Origin of the sequence: Pseudomonas sp. TH43 (genome assembly GCF_016650635.1) — a bacterium.
Taxonomy (GTDB): Bacteria; Pseudomonadota; Gammaproteobacteria; order Pseudomonadales; family Pseudomonadaceae; genus Aquipseudomonas.
Window position 1 is genome coordinate 204,211 of record NZ_JAEKFI010000001.1, and the last position, 20,128, is coordinate 224,338.

Here is a 20,128-nt window from a genome sequence, read left to right on the forward strand (position 1 = left end):
AGAAATATCCCTCAATACCGCCGCCCGGCATCGTGCATAAAGGGGCGTGCAGTGCTGCCCCTTCTTTATTGTTTGAAGGGGCGCAATAACAGGTTGTATTACTTGATAAGGCTTTTTACTTTGTCGCGTAACTGATCAATCGAAAACGGCTTGCCAATGACGTGCATGTCAGCAGGGACGTCGATGTTTTCGGCATAACCACTGGCAAAAAGAATTGGCAGGGTGGGGCGCAGTTTTCGCGCTTCATTCGCCAGTTCACGACCGTCCATGCCCGGCAGGCCGACATCGGTCATCATCAGATCGATTTGCTGATCCGGATCTTCAAGCTCTTCCAATGCCTGTTCGCTGCCGTCAGCTTCAAGCACCTTGAACTCCAACTCCTCCAGCACATCGACAATCAGCATGCGCACGATGTCGTCGTCTTCTACGACCAGGATGGTGGATGGGTTGGCGGACATATTCAGGCTCTCAAAAGTCAGTTCAGGGTCGCCGGTCGATCAAAAATGCCGGGCTCTTTCATCAGTAAGTGGCGCAGTGCCACAAGTTCCCCGCTCGCAACAAAAAAAGCATAGCTGCAGACGGGGCGGCAAGGATAACTGTTCGGGGCCGCGAACACGCCGGTGAGCGTAGGAATTTGCGGCCAAATGTGTGAGAAAAATGGATCCGCGTCACTGTTTTGGGGCAAACTCTCGGGTTTTCAACAGTTCGACAAGGCTACCTCATGTCCTCTCCGTCTTCGGTTGATGAGCAACGGTTTCGCAAAATTCTCAGTCGCAACATCAGCCTGCCGCTGGGTGTTGGTGTACTCAGTGCCGTCTTCTTCGTATCGCTGATCACGTATCTGCTATCGGTTATCCAATGGGTCGAGCACACCGATCGGGTGATCAATAACGCCAACGAAGCGGTAAAACTGACCGTTGACCTGGAAACCGGCATGCGCGGTTTTCTGCTCAGCGGTGACGAGCATTTCCTTGATCCGTACGAAACGGCCAAGCCGCGGATCAATGTGGCGCTCAATACCTTGCTCGAACTGACGGCCGACAACCCGGTGCAGACCGATCGCCTGCGCCGTCTTCAGGCGTTGCAGACCGAGTGGGCGACATACGCGCAGTCGATGATCGACTTGCAGCGCAGCAGCGGTGACTACCGTGGCGCGGTGAAGGCCGGGCGTGGCAAGCGCCTGACCGACGAAATTCGCAAGCAGTTCGAAGACGTGATCGATATGGAGCAGCAGTTGCGCACCACGCGCAACGAAGAAGTGCGCCGCACCACGATCTGGAGCATTACCCTGTATTTGCTGTTCGTGGCGGGCATCAGCGGTCTGCTGGCGTATATCGGGCGACGCGATCTGGTCAATCTTTCCGCCAGCTATGGCGCCACGCTGGCGGCACAACAGGCCAGCGCGGTGCGTCTCGAACAGCAGGCGTGGCTACGTAACGGCCAGACCGAACTCGCCGAGCAGGTGCTGGGGCAACTCACCCTTAATCTGTTGGGCCGCAATATTCTGCAGTTCTGCGCACAGTACCTCGGCACTGCCGTGGCGGCGATCTATGTGCGTGAAGAGCACGGCGGTCTCAAACGTGTGGCGACCTACGGCTTCTCCCGCGAACAGGAAGAACAGGATCAATCTATCTATAGCGGTGAAGGCATTGTCGGCCAAGTCGCCCAGCAGGCACGGTTGATTCGCCTGGACTCGGTGCCCTCCGATTACTTCAAAGTCAGCTCCGGCCTCGGCGAAGGGCTGCCGCACAGTGTGCTGGTAGTGCCGACGAGTGATGACGAGCGGGTCAACGGTGTGATCGAACTGGGCTTCCTGCGTCCACTCAATGATCGCGATATTGAGTTGCTGGAGCTGATCGCCGGCAACATCGGCACGTCCATCGAAGCGGCGCGCTATCGTCAGCGCTTGCAGGAAGTGCTCGCCGAAACCCAGCAGCTCAACGAAGAGTTGCAGGTGCAGCAGGAAGAACTGAAAACCGCCAACGAAGAGCTGGAAGAACAGTCGCGGATTCTCAAAGAGTCCCAGGCGCATCTGGAAACCCAGCAAGTCGAACTGGAGCAGACCAACGAGCAACTGGCCGAACAGGCACAAACCCTGGCCGAACAGCGCGACGCGATGGACCTGAAAAACACCGAACTCAATCAGGCGCAAGTGCAACTGGAAGAGCGCGCCGAAGAGCTGCAGCGTTCCAGTAAGTACAAGTCCGAGTTCCTCGCCAACATGTCCCACGAACTGCGCACGCCGCTGAACAGTTCGCTGATACTGGCCAAGTTGCTCGCAGAAAACCCGCAGGACAACCTCAGTGCCGAACAGGTCAAGTTTGCCGAGTCGATCTACTCGGCCGGCAACGATCTGCTGAACCTGATCAACGACATTCTCGACATCTCCAAAGTCGAGGCGGGCAAACTTGAAGTGATTCCGGAGAACACCAGCGTCGCCCGTCTTGCCGATGGCCTGCGCGGTGTGTTCGAGCCACTGGCGGCTGATAAAAAGCTGACCTTCAACGTCGACTTGCAGCCGGGTACGCCGGCCACGCTGTTCACCGACCGTCAGCGTCTGGAACAGGTAATCAAAAACCTGCTGTCCAACGCCGTCAAATTCACCGAGAAAGGCACCGTCAGCCTGACCATCGCCGGTCAGCCAAACGAGCAGATTGCATTCATCGTGCGTGACTCGGGCATCGGCATCGCAGCCGATCAGCAGGAAAGCATTTTCGAAGCCTTCCGCCAGGCCGACGGTACGACCAACCGCAAATACGGCGGCACCGGACTCGGTCTGTCGATTTCCCGCGATCTGGCGACTTTGCTCGGCGGCTCGATCAGCGTCAGCAGTACGCCGGGGCAGGGCAGCGTGTTCACCTTGTTGCTGCCGCAGCAATACAGTGAAGATGGCGAAGTCGTGAGCGCACCGTTGACCTTCACGCCGCCAGCGCCAAGCGCTCCGGCACCCGTGGTGCCTGCTGTTTCGCCGATGGCGCCGGTGCACATTCCGCGCTTTGCCGATGACCGCGACAAGGCTCCGTTCGTCACACGCTGCATTCTGGTGGTGGAAGACGAGCCGAATTTCGCCCATATCCTGTATGACCTGGCCCACGAACTGGGTTACCAATGCCTGGTGGCCCACGGTGCCGACGAAGGTTATGACCTCGCTCGCGAATTCCTGCCGGACGCGATCCTGCTGGACATGCGCCTGCCGGATCACTCCGGCCTCACCGTGCTGCAACGTCTGAAGGAGCACGCGGAAACTCGCCACATACCGGTACACGTGATTTCGGTCGAGGACCGGGTCGAAGCGGCGATGCACATGGGTGCCATTGGCTATGCCGTCAAACCGACCACCCGCGAAGAGCTCAAGGATGTATTCGCTCGCCTGGAAGCCAAACTGACGCAGAAGGTCAAACGTGTCCTGCTGGTTGAAGATGACGATCTGCAACGCGAAAGTATCGCGCGCCTGATTGGCGACGAAGACATTGAGATCACCGCTGTTGGCCTCGCCCAGGACGCTTTGGAGCTGCTACGCACGACAATCTACGATTGCATGGTCATCGACCTCAAGTTGCCGGACATGCTCGGCAACGATCTGCTCAAGCGCATGTCCACCGAAGACATCTGCTCGTTCCCGCCGGTCATCGTCTATACCGGGCGTAACCTGACCCGCGATGAGGAAGCCGATCTGCGTAAATATTCGCGCTCGATCATCATCAAAGGTGCACGCTCGCCGGAGCGCTTGCTGGACGAGGTCACACTCTTTCTGCACAAAGTCGAATCGCAGTTGTCCCATGAACGGCAGAAGATGCTCAAGACTGCGCGCAGCCGCGACAAAGTCTTCGAGGGTCGCAAGGTGTTGCTGGTCGACGATGATGTGCGCAACATTTTCGCGCTGACCAGTGCGCTGGAACACAAAGGCGCAGTCGTGGTGATCGGCCGTAATGGTCGTGAGGCGATTGAAAAGTTGAATGAAGTCGAGGACATCGATCTGGTGCTGATGGACGTGATGATGCCGGAAATGGATGGTTTCGAAGCCACCATTGAAATCCGCAAGGATCCGCGCTGGCGCAAATTGCCGATCATCGCGGTGACGGCCAAGGCCATGAAGGACGATCAGGAGCGCTGTCTGCAGGCTGGCGCCAACGATTACCTGGCCAAGCCCATTGACCTGGATCGCCTGTTCTCGCTGATTCGCGTGTGGTTACCGAAGATGGAACGTATTTAGTGGAACGCAGCACTCCAGCGGAACGAAACAGCGAAATCGAATTACGGCTGTTGATCGAGGCTATTTACCTCAAGTACAGCTACGATTTTCGCGACTACTCCGGCGCTTCGATCAAGCGCCGCGTGCAGCACGCGTTGAATCAGTTCGAATGCGCGACTATTTCGGCCCTGCAGGAAAAAGTCCTGCACGACCCGACCGCGTTCATGCAGCTCCTGCAATTGCTGACGATCCCGGTCAGTGAGATGTTTCGCGATCCCTCGCACTTTCTGGCGATACGCAAGGAAGTGGTGCCGTTGTTGCGCACGTACCCGTCGATCAAAATCTGGATCGCCGGTTGCAGCACGGGCGAGGAGGTGTATTCGATGGCCATCCTGCTGCGCGAGGAGGGCCTGCTTGATCGCACGATCATTTACGCGACCGACATCAATCCGCGGTCGCTGGACAAGGCCAAGCAGGGCATTTTCTCGATGGAGAACGTCCGTGCCTACACTGCAAATTACCAGCAGGCGGGTGGCCAGTGTTCCTTTGCCGACTACTACACGGCAGCGTATGGCTATGCGATCTTCGACAAGAGCCTGTGCGACAACGTGACGTTCGCCGATCACAGCCTGGCGACCGATAGCGTGTTCTCCGAAACGCAATTGATTTCCTGCCGCAACGTGTTGATCTATTTCAACAAGAAACTGCAGGATCGGGCGTTCGGGCTGTTCCATGAATCGCTGTGCCATCGCGGTTTCCTGGTACTTGGCAGTAAGGAGACGCTGGACTTTTCCAACTACGCCGGTCAGTTCGAACCCTTGGTTAAACAAGAACGGATCTACCGTAAAAAATGAACGAGGATTTCGATTTGCCTCGCGTCGAGGCGATTGTGGTCGGCGCTTCCGCCGGTGGCGTGGAAGCGTTGCTGACGCTGCTCGCGCCGCTGCGCGCGGGCTTCGTTCTGCCGATCATTGTCGTCCTGCACCTGCCCGAAGAGCGCCGCAGCCAATTGGCTGAAGTGTTCTCCCGGCGTCTGGATATGCCGGTGCATGAGGCCGTCGACAAACAGGACATTGTCGGCGGCACGGTGTATTTCGCCACACCGGGTTATCACCTGTCAGTGGAACACGACCGCAGCCTGTCTTTGAGTCTTGAAGACCGTGTGCATTATTCCCGGCCCTCGATCGATTACTTGTTCGAGTCGGCCGCTGACGCCTACGGCCCGGCGCTGGCTGCTGTGCTGCTGACTGGCGCCAATCATGACGGTGCGCGCGGCCTGGCTGAAGTCAAACGCCGGGGCGGACTGACCATCGTCCAGGACCCGCAAGAGGCGCAAGTCGCCACCATGCCTCAGGCTGCATTGAACATTCAGCAGCCGGATCATGTCCTACCCATTCACGGCATCGGCCGTCTGCTTGTCGAGCTGGAACGAATCGCATGTTGAGTAATATCCAAGCCAAACTGCTGATCGTCGACGATCTGCCGGAAAACCTGCTGGCGCTTGAAGCGCTGATCAAACGCGAAGACCGCACCGTCTACAAGGCGCTGTCGGCGGACGAAGCGTTGTCGCTGCTGCTCCAGCATGAGTTCGCCATGGCCATCCTCGACGTACAGATGCCAGGCATGAACGGCTTTGAACTCGCCGAGTTGATGCGCGGCACCGAGAAAACCAAGAACATCCCGATCATTTTCGTCAGCGCCGCCGGCCGTGAACTGAACTACGCGTTCAAGGGCTACGAGAGCGGGGCGGTGGACTTCCTGCACAAACCGCTGGATATCCACGCGGTGAAGAGCAAGGTCAATGTCTTCGTCGACCTGTACCGCCAGAGCAAGGCCATGAAGCAACAGGTCGAAGCGCTGGAGCAGGCTCGCCGTGAGCAGGAGGCGTTGCTGCAGCAGTTGCAAAGCACGCAACTGGAGTTGGAGCAGGCTGTGCGGATGCGTGACGACTTCATGTCAATCGTCGCTCACGAAGTGCGAACGCCGCTCAATGGCCTGATACTCGAGACCCAGTTGCGCAAGATGCACCTGGCGCGAGACAACGCCGCAGCGTTCACCCTCGACAAGATGCATGCGATGGTCGATCGTGATGAGCGGCAGATCAAAAGCCTGATCCGTCTGATCGAAGACATGCTCGACGTGTCGCGCATTCGCACCGGCAAGCTGTCGATCCGGCCGAACCGTTTCGATCTGGTGCAATTGGTCAGCAATCTGCTGCAGAACTTCGCGCAGCAGATCGAGGCGGCGGAGACTGAAGTGACGTTTACCGCGAGTGATCCGGTAGAAGGCCATTGGGATGAGTTCCGCATCGAACAGGTCGTCTCGAATCTGATTACCAACGCCCTGCGTTATGGCGGTCGCAGCCCGGTCCAGGTGCGTGTCTATCGCCAAGGCAATGAAGCTCGGGTCGAAGTGCAGGATCGAGGCATCGGTATCAGCCCCGAGAACCAGAAGCGTATTTTCCAACAGTTCGAACGGGTTTCCGCCAAGACGGTAGTGGCCGGGCTCGGGCTGGGTCTGTTCATTTCCGAGCAGATCGTCGCCGCCCATGGCGGCTCAATCGTCGTCGAGAGTGAAATCAACGAGGGCGCCCTGTTTCGCGTTTGTCTGCCAATTCAGGAAAACGGCAGATCCGACGCAACCTCTGAGTGACCGCACGGTCGTATCAGCAGCTATTGACCGAACAAAGGCTTCCCATGAGCGTAGATGCACAAGATGTAGTACTCGTCGTCGAGGACGAACCGGTTATCTTGATGATCCTGACCGATTACTTGTCAGGGCAGGGGTATCGCGTGCTGCAGGCCGAAAACGGCGAGCAGGCGTTCGAGATCCTCGCGAGTAAACCGCATCTGGACATGTTGATTACCGACTTTCGCCTGCCTGGCGGCATTTCCGGCGTGCAGATCGCCGAGCCTGCCGTGAAGCTGCGACCAGACCTCAAGGTGATCTTCATCAGCGGTTACCCGCAGGAGATCCGCGAGACCGGTAGCCCGATCACGCGCCGGGCACCGATTCTGGAAAAGCCATTCGACCTGGACGTTCTGCAGGAAAAGATCCAGGAGCTACTAGCCTGAAGGTCTCCTTTGTCTGACGCTTTCACGGCCTCCGCGGTTCTTTCGCAGTTATTTGCCTTGATTTGCGGCGTTAAAGGTAAAGGTCATCTCCGCCGACATGCTGGCTGACAGGGTCACGCGTCGGCTTTCTGTCGGACAGTACGGGTGTCCCTCGCACGCTGATACGTCAGCGTCGCTGACTCCAGCAGTCGATGGGGCAACTGCACTACATGCCGGGGTTGTCGAAAATTGGGTAGAAGATCTGTCCGCTGTTCTGCCCGGACAACATCGACTTCTTATAAGGACCAAGTGTTCTTCAGCGGAGAGTCGAACCTTGATCAGAGCGACTGTATAGCTGTCAAAGTTGACAGCTATCGCACCTAAAAAATCTGCATATGGTTGCGGGCCAAGCGCTTTACATGCAAGCCGCCCGGAATGAGCGGCGGTGTGGCATGTCAACCACGAATCATCTCCCGCACCTTGGCGGTCAACAGGTCAAAGGTGAACGGCTTGGTGATCATCTGCATCCCGGAGTCCAGAAAACCGCCACGCACGGCGGCATGTTCGGCATAACCGGTAATGAACAGCACTTTCAGGCCGGGTCGATACTGGCGTCCGACCTCTGCCAATTGCCGGCCATTCATGCCCGGCAAGCCGACATCGCTGATCAGCAGATCGATACGTTGTGCCGAGTTCAGAATCGGCACGGCACCATCGGCGTCACTGGCCTCCACATACGCGTAACCCAACTCACTGAGCACTGCGCTGACCAGCACACGCACCGCCGGGTCGTCTTCGACGATCAGCACGGTTTCGCCGTCCAGTGCGTCCGGGGCTTGCTGGACATCGGTGTCAGGGCGCTCAAGCTCCTCGCCGCGAAAGCGTGGAAGATACAGTTTGACCGTGGTGCCCTGGTCGATTTCGCTGTCGATCGACACGTGCCCGTGTGATTGCTTGCTGAACCCGTAAATCATCGACAGGCCGAGCCCGGTGCCCTGGCCGATCGGTTTGGTGGTGAAAAACGGATCAAACGCGCGGTTGATCACACTTTCTGGCATGCCGCTGCCGTTGTCCGTGACGCTCAACATCACGTATTCGCCGGGTTTCAGATTGCTGTAGGCCTCGGTGAAATCGTGCTGCAACACCTGATTGCTGGTTTCCACCACCAGTTTGCCGCCGTCAGGCATCGCGTCGCGGGCATTCAGGACGAGGTTGAGCAGGGCACTTTCCAACTGATTGGGATCCGCTTCGGCGACCCAAAGCTTGTCGTCCAAGCGCATGTCCAACTGAATGCTTTCGTTGAGACTGCGTTGCAGCAGTTCGCCCATCGACAGCACCAGGGTGTTCATCTGCACGGCTTTGGAATCGAGTGACTGGCGTCGGGAAAACGCCAACAGACGGTGCGTCAGGCCGGCGGCGCGGTTGGCCGAGGTCACGCCCAGATCGATCAGGCTGTCCAGATCTTCCGTGCGCCCGCGCGCCAGGCGCCGGCGCAACAGCTCAAGACTGCCAATGATGCCGGTGAGCATATTGTTGAAGTCATGGGCGATGCCGCCGGTGAGCTGGCCGACCGCTTCCATTTTCTGCGACTGTCGCAAGGCCTCTTCATTATGTCGCAGCTGCGCGGTGCGCTCCTCGACCTGTTGCTCGAGGGTTTCCAGCGTTGACTGCAGGCGCCGTTCACTTTCACTCAGGTCGATCAGCCGATCGCGGGCGTCGTACTGTCGTCGTCGTCCGCGCAGGGCAGCGGAGACCAGGCTGACCAGCGTCGTTGGGTGAAATGGCCGCTCAAGGAACGTCACGTTACCCAGCAGTTTACTCAGTTGAGAGGAGGGGCCTTGTTCCTGACCGCCATGATGTGTCAACAGCACTATCGGCATATCTGACCATGCGGGCTGTTGCTCCAGATACTGGAGCAGTGCTTCCAGCTCCGGGCCACCCAACGCTTCAGCGGCGATCAGCAGCAAGCCTGCCCCGCGTTCAAGCTCTGAGCACAACGCGCCAAGTCCGGCGGTGACGAGGCCGTTGTAGCCGGCCTCGTTGAGGATCATCAACGCAATCTGACTGTCGCGGCCCAGGGGCGCGAGAATCAGCGCCCTCTCGGCCAGTGGCACGGAAACCGTCACGGTCTGCCTTCCTGAAGCAACGGATTACTTGCCCCCATATAAGTTGGAACACCGCGCAGTACGCCCTGGAAAGCCTCCAGCGGTTCACCGATGGTCATGCCTTGAGCCGAAATACGATATTCACGAATCGTCGACTCGTGGCTGCCGGTGCGTTTTTTGATGATGGAAATCGCCCGGCGGACTTTGCCGAGGGCTTCGAAGTAGCGCAACAGGATCACCGTGTCGGCCAGATAAGTGATGTCCACGGGAGCCTGCATATCGCCGACCAGACCATGTTGGGCAACGGTCATGAACGTCGCTGCGCCTTTGCGGTTGAGGTACAGCAACAATTCGTGCATGTGCAGTACCAGCGCGTTTTCCTCGGGCATCGCTGCCTGATAACCGTTGATGCTGTCGATGACGACGGTTTTGATGTCGCCCTCATCGACGCAGCGGCGCACGCGGTGGGAGAACTCGCCGGGCGACAACTCTGCAGCGTCTACTTGCTCGATCAGCAGGTTGCCGGTGGCCTGCAAGGCCTTGAGGTCGATACCGATGTTTTTCATGCGTTCGAACAGCAGGCCCAATTCCTCATCGAAGATGAACAGCGCGGCTTTTTCACCACGGGCAACCGCTGAAGCCGCGAAAATCATCGAAATCAACGATTTGCCGGTGCCTGCAGGGCCGAGAATCAGCGTGCTCGAACCGGTTTCGATGCCGCCACCGAGCAGTGCATCCATTTCTTTGATGCCACTGGTCAATTGCAGACGTGAATAATCGCCGCGATGCTCTGCGGCCACCAGCCTCGGGAACACGTGCACGCCGTCGCCCATGATGGTGAAGTCATGGAAACCACCGCGGTATTTCTGCCCACGATATTTGACCACCCGCACACGACGTCGCTCGGCACCGTAGTTGGGCGTCAACTCCTCAAGGCGAATGACCCCGTGCGCTACGCTGTGCACGGTTTTATCGAGGGATTCGGTGGTGAGGTCATCGAGTAGCAGTACCGTGGCGTCATAGCGCACAAAGTAGTGCTTGATCGCCAGGATCTGTCGGCGATAACGCAGAGAACTTTGCGCCAGCAGGCGGATTTCGGAGAGGCTATCGAGGACCACGCGTGTGGGTTTGAAACGTTCGACCACTTCGAAGATCTGTTTGGTCGCTTCGCCCAGTTCCAGGTCGGATGAATACAAAAGACTCTGCTGATGCTCGGCGTTGAGCAGGCTCTCTGGTGGGGTCAACTCGAAGATTTCGATGTTGTCACCCAGCTCCCAGCCATGGGAAAGCGCGCCTTGGCGCAATTCACGTTCGGTTTCCGACAGCGTGATGTACAACGAGCGTTCGCCGGCTCGCGCGCCGGCCATCAGAAAATGCAAAGCGACCGTGGTTTTGCCGGTTCCGGGCTCACCCTCCAGCAGAAAAACATGACCGCGAGACAAGCCACCGGCAAGGATGTCGTCCAGACCGACAACACCGGTAGCGGCTTTCGCACTGATCAACTCGTTAGATGTAGACAAAAAATGCCCTCTCATGACTAGGGGAATCGAGGCGGCTGACTGAAACAGACGGCCTGATTACTTGACCTGCGGGCGTGATGGCAGTTCCACATTTTCTTGCGGGATGTGTCGAAGGGACGCACAAAATCAATGTGAGCAGGGTTTCTTGGGGGGGGGATTCGGCGAAACATGCTCCGGCCTCTTATGGGGCCTGCTACGCAGGCCGACGGGGATAAATCCCCTCGCCACAGGTCAGAGGCCTTGTTGCAGGGCCGGGTCGTCTGGATTCATTTGCTCAAGTTGCGCCAACAGGATCTGCACATTCTGCAACTGCCCGCTTTCTTTCCAGTAATTGATCAGCAGCACCCGTGCCTTGCGGTCAGCGGGGTGGCGCTGGACGATTTCCTGTAGTTGTTTCTGCGCTGCTTCCAGTTCTTCGGCGCCATGCAGTGTGGTGGCGAGGTCGTAGCGATAATCCTTGTTGTCCGGCTCCAGTTCGACCGCTTTCGACAATCCGAGCAGCGCGTATTCGCGTTGACCGTGGTGCAACAGCCAAAGGCCCAGGGCGTGTTGCAGATAGGCCGAATCGGGTTGCGCCTTCAGCTGTTGGGCGAGTAATTGGCGGGCGGCATCGCTCTGGCCCAGACGATCGAGCACATCGATCTGCATGACCAGCGCCGACAAGTTACCCGGCGCCAATCGCAGGGTGTTTTCCAGTGCGTCCTGGGCCTGTTTCAGTTCGGCATTGTGCAAATGCAGGCGCGCCAGTTGCGCGTAGGTTTCAGCGCTTGGTGGCTGGCCTTTGAGCACCTGTTCCCAGGCATCGATGCCTTGCTGCAATGGGCCGAAATACAAACCTAACTCATCCGGCGTCAGGCCAAGCAGGGCGTTAATGGCGGCGAAACGTACGGCTTGATCCTCATCATCGAGCAACGGCCCGAGCAACAGACTGCGTTGGCCGCCGGGCACGAGGCCAACCACACTCTTGATCGCCGCCAGACGCACTTCCGGGGCCTCGTTCTGCAGGTCGGCGTCAGCCAGCTTCAGCGCCTGCGGGCTCGGGTAGTTGGGCAACTCGGCATGCAGCCAGACGCGGCGCTTGACCGACAGATCCGGACGCCCCAATTGTTGATACAACTGACGCGCCGCGCCAGGCTGGCCGGCACGAGCGGCAGCCAACGCCTCGCTGTAACCATGCTTGATCGCTTCGGGCACCACAGGAGCGCTGGTGCGCAGCGACAGCCAGGCGACGAGGATGACGAGTATCAGGCCAAGGCTGATAAGCAAGTAGCGGCGGGACTGATGCATGCAGGGTTCCGAAAGCAGGCGTACTTGAGCAGAACGGCAAGCTTCGGTCAGCTCGCGCCTTGAGTCAAACCCATTGCCTGCGAATCGCCCTACAAGTCGCGTCGACTTCGTAACCCGTCAGGCTTGCGATGCAGTGTCTACGCTTGCAGGAGTTGCTTTGACGAGTATGCCCATGCAAGCCCTGTTCATTTATTTCAAAGCGGTGATCCATCCCGGTCAGGCGGTGTTGCTGTTTGCCTTGCGCACCATCGTCGCTGGGTTGTTGACCCTGTATCTGGCGTTTCTGTTTGATCTCGACCAGCCCAAGTGGTCGATCATGGCGGTGGTCATCGTCAGCCAACCGTTGGCCGGCATGGCCCTGGCGCGCAGTTTTGGTCAGGTGATCGGTACCACCCTCGGTGCTGCGGTGGCAGTAGTGATCATGGCGATTTTCCCGCAGGCGCCGTTGCCATTCATCACCACCCTGGCGTTGTGGCTGGCGCTGTGCACGGCGGGCGGGACGTTGCTGCGCTATACCAGCTCACAGGCGTTCGTGCTCAGTGGTTACACCGCTGTGGTGGTAGCGTTGCTGGCGATTCCGGATCAGGACGGCACCTTTCTGCTGGCCGTCACGCGTGTGACCGAAACGTTGCTGGCAGTGGCTTGCGTCTGTGTGGTCAGCCTGCTGACGGCGCGGCCCGAAGCGGTGGCCAAGGGTTACTTTGCCAAGGTCGATCAGGTGATCAAACTGGTCGCCCGTCATGCCGCAGCAGTAATCCGCACGGAAGAGAGCGAGGCCGATTTCCAGCGTCGACAAATGCAATTGCTTGGCGAGATCAGAGCGCTCGAGGGGCTGCGCCGTCATCTGTATTTCGATGCGCCGCGCTTGCGCAGTGCCAATAATCTGGTGCTGCTGTTGGGTAATCAGTTGATGTTACTGACCTCGAGGTTGACCGCATTGCGTCACCAGCGGCAGCTGCTCACCGAGCGTTGGGAGGGCGACTTGCCATTGGAGGTCCAGCAACTGCGCGCTGAAGAGCTGGCATTTCTCGACCAATTGGCAGAGCAGGGCCGTTCTTTGTCTGCCGACACCCGCCACGGCTTTGTCACTCTGCAGCATGAGTTCGAGGCGCTGGCCTACAAGGCCGAACAACTGACTGAAGACATGAGTGCCACGTTGCGCTCCCTGGCCTGGGCGTTGCGTTGGGAACAGGCGAGGTTGTTACAACAACTGGAGCAGATCCTTGAACTGAGCGATGCCATTCAGGAAGGGCGCGAGGCCAGTTGCCTCTACCGTGGTCAGGCCAGTCCTTTGCATCTGGACTTCACTTTGGCATCGATGAACGCGATCCGCGCCTTTACCGCGCTGTTGGTGGCGGGGCTGATCTGGATAGAAACTGCCTGGGACGGCGCGCGCGGCGGGATGATTCTGGTGGGTATCCTCTGTTCGTTGATGGCGACGTTTCCGCGACCGTTAATGGCCGCGCAGAGTTACGCTCGCGGGCTGGGGTTGGCACTGCTGGTGTCGGCGGTTTATCAATTCATGCTGGTACCGGCCGTCAATGATTTCGAATGGCTGGCCTTGCTGCTCGCCCCCTTGCTTTATGTGATTGCAGTCGGTCTGGCGAGCCCGGCGACGGCAGGGATCGGCATGGGCCTTGGTTTGTCGAGCTTTCTGATGCTCGGCCCGCAGAATATCGGTACCGGGCAGAACACTGCGATTCAATGGTTCGAGTTCGCCGGTGCCTATGTCAGCGCAGCGATGCTTGCCCTGATCGTTTATGCGTGGATCTTTCCGTTTCGTCCGGCGTGGCGAATTCGGCGTTTATATAAAGAGGCTCGCGAACAGGTGTATGAGCTGACCAAAACGCCTGCAACCGATGAGCAACAGTTTGCCTTTGAAAGCCGCATGGTGGATCGCCTGACCAGCATGCTGGGCCTGCTGCCCGCAGTGAATGATCGGGCGATGCAGCAACTGTATGAAATCAGTCTCGCCTGTGTCGCGCTGGGTGTGGCGATGCATCAATTGCGGCAGCAGGCACACAACAATCAGTTGCTCACGGATGCGTTCAGTCAACGGTTGTCCAAGGCACTGCGCAAGACCGGACGCTTTGTTGCGGGGCGCCCGGAGGTGCAACTGGCGCCGTTGCTGGACGCCTTGCATGCATTGGGCGATGAACTGGACGCGCTGCATGTCGCCACTCACGAGCATTTATGGTCGGTGTTTCGTATGCGCGTAGCCTTGCTGATTGTCGTGTCATTCCTGGAACGCCACGGCGACGATCTACAACGCGCAACACCACAGGGAGAGCCAGCCCTTGCCCATTGATTTCGAGGTGGGTGGCGTTTATCTGCCGCCGATTGCCCAGGCCTTGTTGCTGGCGATACCGATATTTCTTGTGCTCGACTGGTTGTTGCGGCGGCTGGGTGTGCTGCGGCTGGTCTGGCATGAAGCCCTGTTCGAAGGTGCCTTGTATGCCTGCGTCTGTGCCGCACTGATTTTGCTGATGGGAGCCTGATGCCTTGAAAGTGTTATTCGCTCGATTGATGACGCTGGCGGTGGTGATTCTCGCCATTGTGCTCGGCTGGTTTGCCTGGGAGCACTACACCCGCGCGCCGTGGACCCGCGATGCCCGGGTGAGGGCGGATGTGGTGACGCTGTCGGCCGATGTGTCTGGACGCATCATCAGCCTCGCGGTGCAAGACAACCAGCATGTCGACAAAGGCCAATTGTTGATGGAGATCGACCCGGCGCGCTACACGTTGGCCGTCGAGCATGCGCGGCGTTCGGTTGAAGTGGCCAAGGCAACCTTGGGGCAGTCGCAAGCTGCCATCGTGGCCAGCGAAGCGTTGCTCAAACAACGCCAAAGCGAAGAGCGTCGTCGCCGTACGCTCAAACAGGGCTTTGCGATTTCAGGCGAAGAATGGGAGAAATCCAGCACCGATGTGGCGGTGGCGCAGGCCGATTTGCTGCGCAATCAGGCGAATCTGGGGCTGGCCGAAGCCAACGTGCAATTGGCGATTGCCGCGCAGACCCAGGCCGAGCTGGATTTGCAGCGTACCCGAGTCGAATCACCGGTCAGCGGCTACGTGACCAACCTGCTGACACGCGAGGGCGATTACGCCGTGAGCGGCGGAGCCTTATTGGCGCTGGTCGACAGCGATTCGTTCTACATCAGCGGTTATTTTGAAGAAACCAAACTGCCGCGCATCGAGGAGGGGGATCGGGTGCGGATTCAATTGATGAGCGGAGAAACCTTCGGCGGGACGGTGCAGAGCATTGCTTTCGCCATCGCCGACCGCGAAAACGCGCCGGGCAGTCGGCTACTGGCCAATATCAACCCGAGTTACACCTGGGTAAAACTGGCGCAGCGGGTGCCGGTGCGCATTGATATCGATACTGACTATGCTGGCAAAAACCGCTTGCGCGCCGGGACGACAGCGACCGTTACCGTGTTGGAAGACAAGAAATCCGGGGATCAACACTGATCCTATGTGGGCGCGAGCCAGCTCGCGCCCACATAGGGTCTCATTCAATTTCGCCAAACCAAGGTGCTTGGCCATCCTGCGCTCAACCTTTGCGATTACCGGATAAAGGCCTGCAGGTCGCTGGTCAGCTTGCCGATCGCAGCCTTGAAGTCATTGGCGGTAATTTTCTGGCTGGCATTCTCCAGAGTGCCGCCGAAGACTTTGCGCACCACTTTGGCCACGGTCTGGTTGTATTGGGTGTCGATCAACTCGGCCTCGATGAACAGCGTTGTATCTTGATCGCGATGTCCGGTTGCGGCGGAAACGCCGCCCACCACCGCCGCGACCGGGATCACTTCATACCACTTCATGCCCTCGTTTTCGGCATTCACCCCGGTGATCGCTGCCCGCAGGATCAGGGTTCTTGAGCCTTTTGGGACGAACTGCGTATTCGTCACCACCCGATATTTCTGGTTGAGGACGCCCACGGCTTGTTGGGTCATGTAGACCTGAAGTTCGCTGAGCGTCTGGCGGTTGACCCGTTCGTTTGGCTGCGGCGCCGGGTACAACTGCAGTTTGTCGAACACCACGGTGTCGTAGGCATTCGGATTCCAGGACGGGCTGACCCAGCGCATGGCTTTTTCGCCACTGGTGGTGGTCACTTCCTGCAGGTTGTTGTAGTTGGGCAGGAAGCCCGAGTACTGCGCGCGCTCGGTGACTTTGGACGTACAACCACACAACAGCAGGCTGGCAAGCGCGGTGCTGACGAACAATTTCCGGGACAGGCTCATAGTGCTGTGTACTCCTTGGGGGGGTGATTGGCCTTTCAGTAGCGTTCAGAAACGCCAGGTCATGTTGCCGGTCAGCGCTTGAATCCAGGCGTTGTCGAACTGACCGGAAGTTCGGGTGCCCGACGTCGATTTGCTTTGATCCACCGGCATGTCGCCCAGCCAGACCAAAGCCCAGCTGACGTTAATGTCGGTGTCTTTGTTCAACGCGTAAGTAGCCCCGGTCGCCAGGCGCCAGGACTCGCCCATGGGGGCGGTGAACGTGCGGTTGCTGTCGGAGACTGCACTGCTGTCGTAAGCGACGCCGACGTTCCATAACAGGACCGGCGTGGCCTGATACTGCGCGCCGAGGGCCAGTTGCCAGGTGTCCTTGTAATGCGCATTGACCGTAGTCGATTGCGCACCCGCCGCCGTGGTATCGACCTGCACTGCCACGTCGCCGAACTCGGACCAGTCCTGCCAGTTGGCCGATGCCAGCAATGCCCACTGCGGATCGAGTTGCTGAAACAGGCTCAATGTCACGGTTTGCGGTACTTGCATGTCGAGTTGGGTGTTGAGGCCGTCAAGCCGTCGCAACGCCGGGCCATTGCCATGAACATTCAGGTGATCTTCAAAATCCAGATCGACCTTGCTGGTGTAGGCCAGACCGATTCGCGTGCCGACTTGTGGGGCGTAGATCACGCCGAGGTTTGCCCCGTAGCCCCAGGTGGTGTCCTCGTATTTGAAATAGCCGTCGCTACGATCGGTCAGGCCCAGCGGAGAGCGATCAATGGCGGCCTGATCTTGCAGCATCCCGTACATGGCTTTGACGCCCAGGCCCACCGACCATTGCTCGTTGAACCGATAGGCCACGCTGGGCACCAGCGAGAGCCCGGCAAGGCTGACGTTCTGCGCGAAGTAACGCCCGGACCAATCGTTGTTGTAATTGGCTGCCAATCCGAAATCGCCATAGGAGCCGAAACCGACACTCCAGTGATCATCCAATTGATGGCTGATAAAAAAACTGCCGCCCGGGATCGGGTCGAGGGCGTTGCCGCTGCCTCTGCCTGTTCCGTTGGTTTCGGCGTCGCGGTCAAACGTCAGGTTGCCGTAAAGCACCTGCAAACCGCCGGTGATCTGCGTGCCCGGCAGATAACTGAGGCCGGCCGGGTTGCTCGCTATTGTCGACGGCCCTTGGGCGCGGGCGGCAGCGCCGGCGTTGGCCAGCCCGGCATTGTCGCTGCCAACTTCATAGAGAATGATGCCGCCCGCCCAAACGGGCTGGCAGCAAAGGGTGGCCAGGGTAAAAGCGGGCAGGGTGCGCATGTTGACAGGCATATGAATTCCCCTTTACCTCAAAAAACCTGCAGCGAAAGGGCGGGTCGGCTGACTTCAACCACCCCCGCCCATGCTGCGGTTACTTGGCCATGGCTGCCCGAGCGGCTTCGATCTTGGCCTTGACCGCATCGAGGTTGAAGCTCGCGCCTTTTTGCATCGGCGGGTATTCAATTGCCGTCTGCGCCAGTTTCACCACCTGATCCTGAACAAACACGAAGCGCCAGAACTGGAACTTGAACCACTGGAAGTATTCCAGTGAGCCACTGGCCGACTGATTCTCCGGCCAACCCATACGCTCGAACGGGTCCAGGCGCAGGTTGGTCAGTATCGGCATGTCCAGCGCAACCTTGGCACCCAGCCAACCGCCAGGTTGATCGATGAAGCGATACTTGAAGTCGTCGATACGTATTGCGCCCAGGGTGCTCTCACCGAAGTAGAAGATTTCATGGCGGTTCGACGGGCCTTTGCCGGTGATCATCGGCGTCTGGTCATAGCCGTCGAGATGCACCTTGTAGGTGGTATCACCCAGTTGTTTACCTTTGAGCAGCTCGGCGCCAATGTTTGGATTACCGGCCGCGGCAACAAACGTCGGGAACCAGTCCATGCCCGACATGATGCCGTTCGACACACTGTTCGGCGGCACTTGCCCCGGCCAGCGAATGATCGCCGGCACCCGGAAACCACCCTCCATCACCGTGCCTTTACCCATGGCGAATGGAGTGGTGCCGCCGTCCGGCCAAGTGAAGTTTTCCGCACCGTTGTCGGTGGTGAACACCACGATGGTGTTGTCATCCATGCCGTCTTTCTTCAGCTTGGCCAGCACGTCGCCGACGATGTCGTCGAGTTGTGCCATGCCGGCTTCCTGTTCCGACCAGCCATTCTGCGAATTGCGCATGGCTTCGTACTTGTCGGACAGGTGCGTGACGATGTGCATGCGTGTTGGATTGAGCCAGAGAAAAAACGGTTTGTTGTCCTGTTTGGCCTTGTCGATAAAGGTGAAGGCCTTGTCACGAATCTCGTCGTCGACGGTTTTCATCCGCTCTGGATAAAGCGTGCCGGCGTCTTCGATTTTCTGTTTGCCGACCTTGCCCCAACGCGGCATGACCGTTGGATCATCGGTCGCGGTGGCCCAGCTGTGCACCATGTTGCGCGGCCCGACTGTATCCAGAAGCTCTTTGGGGTAATTGGGATGCGCCGGATCTTCCATGGCATCGAGGTGGTAGAGATAGCCGAAAAACTCATCGAAGCCGTGCACCGTGGGCAGGAACTCGTTCAAGTCGCCGAGGTGGTTCTTGCCGAATTGGCCGGTGGCGTAACCCATGGCTTTCAATGTGGTGGCGATGGTCACGGCCTCGGCGGGAATACCAATGGGCGAGCCGGCCTGGCCGACGGTGGTCATGCCCGTGCGGATGGGCAACTCTCCGGTAATGAAATTGGCTCGGCCGGCGGTGCAACTGGCCTCGGCGTAGTAATCAGTGAAGCGCATGCCTTGCGCGGCCAATTGGTCGAGGTTGGGTGTGCGACCAGCCATCATGCCTTGGTTATAGACGCCGATATTGGACCAACCAACGTCGTCGCCCATGATGACCACGATGTTGGGAGCCGCTTTGTCGGCGGCTTGCGCCATGCCGGGAGATACCATTGCAGACAACAGCATTGAAGCTGCAAATAGAGGAAATAGTCGTGTCCGGTTCATGTCGAGATCCAGTGAACTTGCGTTAACACCCGATGATGATCTCCCCGATCACCTCTTATTTGGATCCCCCGCGATGAGCGTAGGCAGTAATTTTGAAATGACCAGTAATAAATTTTCAGTCGAGAGCGGTTGTATTACTGGCGCTACAACACGTTCTGACGCTTCAGATGCCAACTGGCACGCCACGCACTGGCGGGCTGGACTAGTTGTCAAGTTGAAGTAGTCTCAAACGACGCTGATTAATCAAGAACGAGGCTTAGTATGGTTGTCAGAACTATTTCCTTATTGGCCTTATCGCTATTGATTCTTTGCGGTTGTGGTAATCCCTACGAAGTCAATGCGGAAAACTGTGCGCCAGATAACTTTCTTAAGTTGCCGGACAACCAGAAACGCACAGACTTCATCGAAGCCTGCCTTAAGCGTCAAACGCCTTAGGCCGGCTCGGTAAGGCCTTCAACTTATTTGTCGGGAAGACCCTTGCCACTAAGCCCGGAGTGGCTCTACCAACTGAGGACAAACGGCGCAACGCCGCTGGATCGTCGGGGCGATGGGCGGAAGAAAAAACTGCACCGAAGCTGGTAATGACCGCAGCCACGGCGTTCCGGCGTTGTCGCACTTTCTCCTGCGCAAGGTGCGGTAGTCGCGCAGCACAGCGAAAAAAATCTCAGTCTCGCGCCCATAAAAAAGCCCCGCGACCGAATGATACGCGGGGCAAAAAATTGG

General features: G+C 58.3%; 16 protein-coding genes. 9 read left to right on the forward strand and 7 right to left on the reverse strand.

Annotated elements, in window-relative coordinates; all coding sequences use genetic code 11:
- Positions 1–98: 98 nt before the first annotated feature.
- Positions 99–458: a response regulator gene (locus JFT81_RS00825; RefSeq protein WP_201225546.1), complete on the reverse strand. Its 360-nt coding sequence runs from the start codon at positions 456–458 to the stop codon at positions 99–101.
- Positions 459–721: 263 nt separating this feature from the next.
- Here JFT81_RS00825 and JFT81_RS00830 point away from each other — a divergent pair, with 263 nt between their 5' ends.
- From JFT81_RS00830 to JFT81_RS00850, 5 genes are read left to right on the forward strand one after another with little or no spacing between them, the layout of a single operon-like run.
- Positions 722–4,213, forward strand: coding sequence for a response regulator (locus JFT81_RS00830; RefSeq protein ID WP_201225548.1), 3,492 nt, complete (start codon positions 722–724; stop codon positions 4,211–4,213).
- The gene (locus JFT81_RS00835; protein WP_201225550.1) at positions 4,213–5,046 is read left to right on the forward strand and encodes a protein-glutamate O-methyltransferase CheR; all 834 of its coding nucleotides are present in this window, start codon (positions 4,213–4,215) and stop codon (positions 5,044–5,046) included. Before JFT81_RS00830 ends, JFT81_RS00835 begins: the two co-directional genes overlap by 1 nt.
- Positions 5,043–5,636, forward strand: coding sequence for a chemotaxis protein CheB (locus tag JFT81_RS00840; protein ID WP_201225552.1), 594 nt, complete (start codon positions 5,043–5,045; stop codon positions 5,634–5,636). Before JFT81_RS00835 ends, JFT81_RS00840 begins: the two co-directional genes overlap by 4 nt.
- Entirely contained in the window at positions 5,630–6,844 is a 1,215-nt protein-coding gene (locus tag JFT81_RS00845; protein WP_201225554.1) for a hybrid sensor histidine kinase/response regulator, read from the forward strand. Before JFT81_RS00840 ends, JFT81_RS00845 begins: the two co-directional genes overlap by 7 nt.
- A gap of 44 nt (positions 6,845–6,888) precedes the next feature.
- The gene (locus JFT81_RS00850) at positions 6,889–7,266 is read left to right on the forward strand and encodes a response regulator (protein ID WP_008079490.1); all 378 of its coding nucleotides are present in this window, start codon (positions 6,889–6,891) and stop codon (positions 7,264–7,266) included.
- 434 nt (positions 7,267–7,700) lie between these two features.
- Here JFT81_RS00850 and JFT81_RS00855 read toward each other — a convergent pair whose 3' ends face one another.
- The 3 genes from JFT81_RS00855 to JFT81_RS00865 form a co-directional block, all read right to left on the reverse strand.
- Positions 7,701–9,371, reverse strand: a complete 1,671-nt coding sequence (locus tag JFT81_RS00855; protein ID WP_201225556.1) for an ATP-binding protein — start codon at positions 9,369–9,371, stop codon at positions 7,701–7,703.
- A complete protein-coding gene (locus JFT81_RS00860; RefSeq protein ID WP_201225558.1) occupies positions 9,368–10,870 on the reverse strand; it encodes an ATPase domain-containing protein in 1,503 nt (500 codons plus the stop codon). The genes JFT81_RS00855 and JFT81_RS00860 overlap by 4 nt, the downstream gene beginning before the upstream one ends.
- Positions 10,871–11,101: 231 nt before the next feature.
- A complete protein-coding gene (locus tag JFT81_RS00865) occupies positions 11,102–12,157 on the reverse strand; it encodes a tetratricopeptide repeat protein (RefSeq protein ID WP_201225560.1) in 1,056 nt (351 codons plus the stop codon).
- A 172-nt stretch (positions 12,158–12,329) separates the two neighbouring features.
- Here JFT81_RS00865 and JFT81_RS00870 point away from each other — a divergent pair, with 172 nt between their 5' ends.
- The 3 genes from JFT81_RS00870 to JFT81_RS00880 are packed head-to-tail and all read left to right on the forward strand — an operon-like array spanning position 12,330 to position 15,625.
- Positions 12,330–14,465 (forward strand): FUSC family protein, encoded by a 2,136-nt coding sequence (locus tag JFT81_RS00870; protein WP_201225562.1) that lies wholly within the window; start codon positions 12,330–12,332, stop codon positions 14,463–14,465.
- Positions 14,455–14,655, forward strand: coding sequence for a DUF1656 domain-containing protein (locus JFT81_RS00875; RefSeq protein WP_201203415.1), 201 nt, complete (start codon positions 14,455–14,457; stop codon positions 14,653–14,655). The genes JFT81_RS00870 and JFT81_RS00875 overlap by 11 nt, the downstream gene beginning before the upstream one ends.
- 4 nt (positions 14,656–14,659) lie before the next feature.
- Positions 14,660–15,625, forward strand: a complete 966-nt coding sequence (locus tag JFT81_RS00880; protein WP_201203417.1) for an HlyD family secretion protein — start codon at positions 14,660–14,662, stop codon at positions 15,623–15,625.
- Between the two features lie 95 nt (positions 15,626–15,720).
- On the opposite strand, the gene JFT81_RS00885 is transcribed toward JFT81_RS00880, so the two are convergent.
- The 3 genes from JFT81_RS00885 to JFT81_RS00895 form a co-directional block, all read right to left on the reverse strand.
- Positions 15,721–16,395: a DUF3313 domain-containing protein gene (locus tag JFT81_RS00885; protein ID WP_201225564.1), complete on the reverse strand. Its 675-nt coding sequence runs from the start codon at positions 16,393–16,395 to the stop codon at positions 15,721–15,723.
- A gap of 45 nt (positions 16,396–16,440) precedes the next feature.
- Positions 16,441–17,709, reverse strand: a complete 1,269-nt coding sequence (locus tag JFT81_RS00890) for an outer membrane protein transport protein (RefSeq protein WP_201225566.1) — start codon at positions 17,707–17,709, stop codon at positions 16,441–16,443.
- A 79-nt stretch (positions 17,710–17,788) separates the two neighbouring features.
- Complete coding sequence (locus tag JFT81_RS00895) at positions 17,789–19,405, reverse strand: arylsulfatase (RefSeq protein WP_201225568.1); 1,617 nt, start codon at positions 19,403–19,405, stop codon at positions 17,789–17,791.
- Positions 19,406–19,666: 261 nt separating this feature from the next.
- Between JFT81_RS00895 and trbK the strand changes: the two genes are divergently transcribed.
- Entirely contained in the window at positions 19,667–19,840 is a 174-nt protein-coding gene (gene trbK / locus JFT81_RS00900; RefSeq protein WP_201225570.1) for an entry exclusion lipoprotein TrbK, read from the forward strand.
- Positions 19,841–20,128 lie beyond the last annotated feature (288 nt).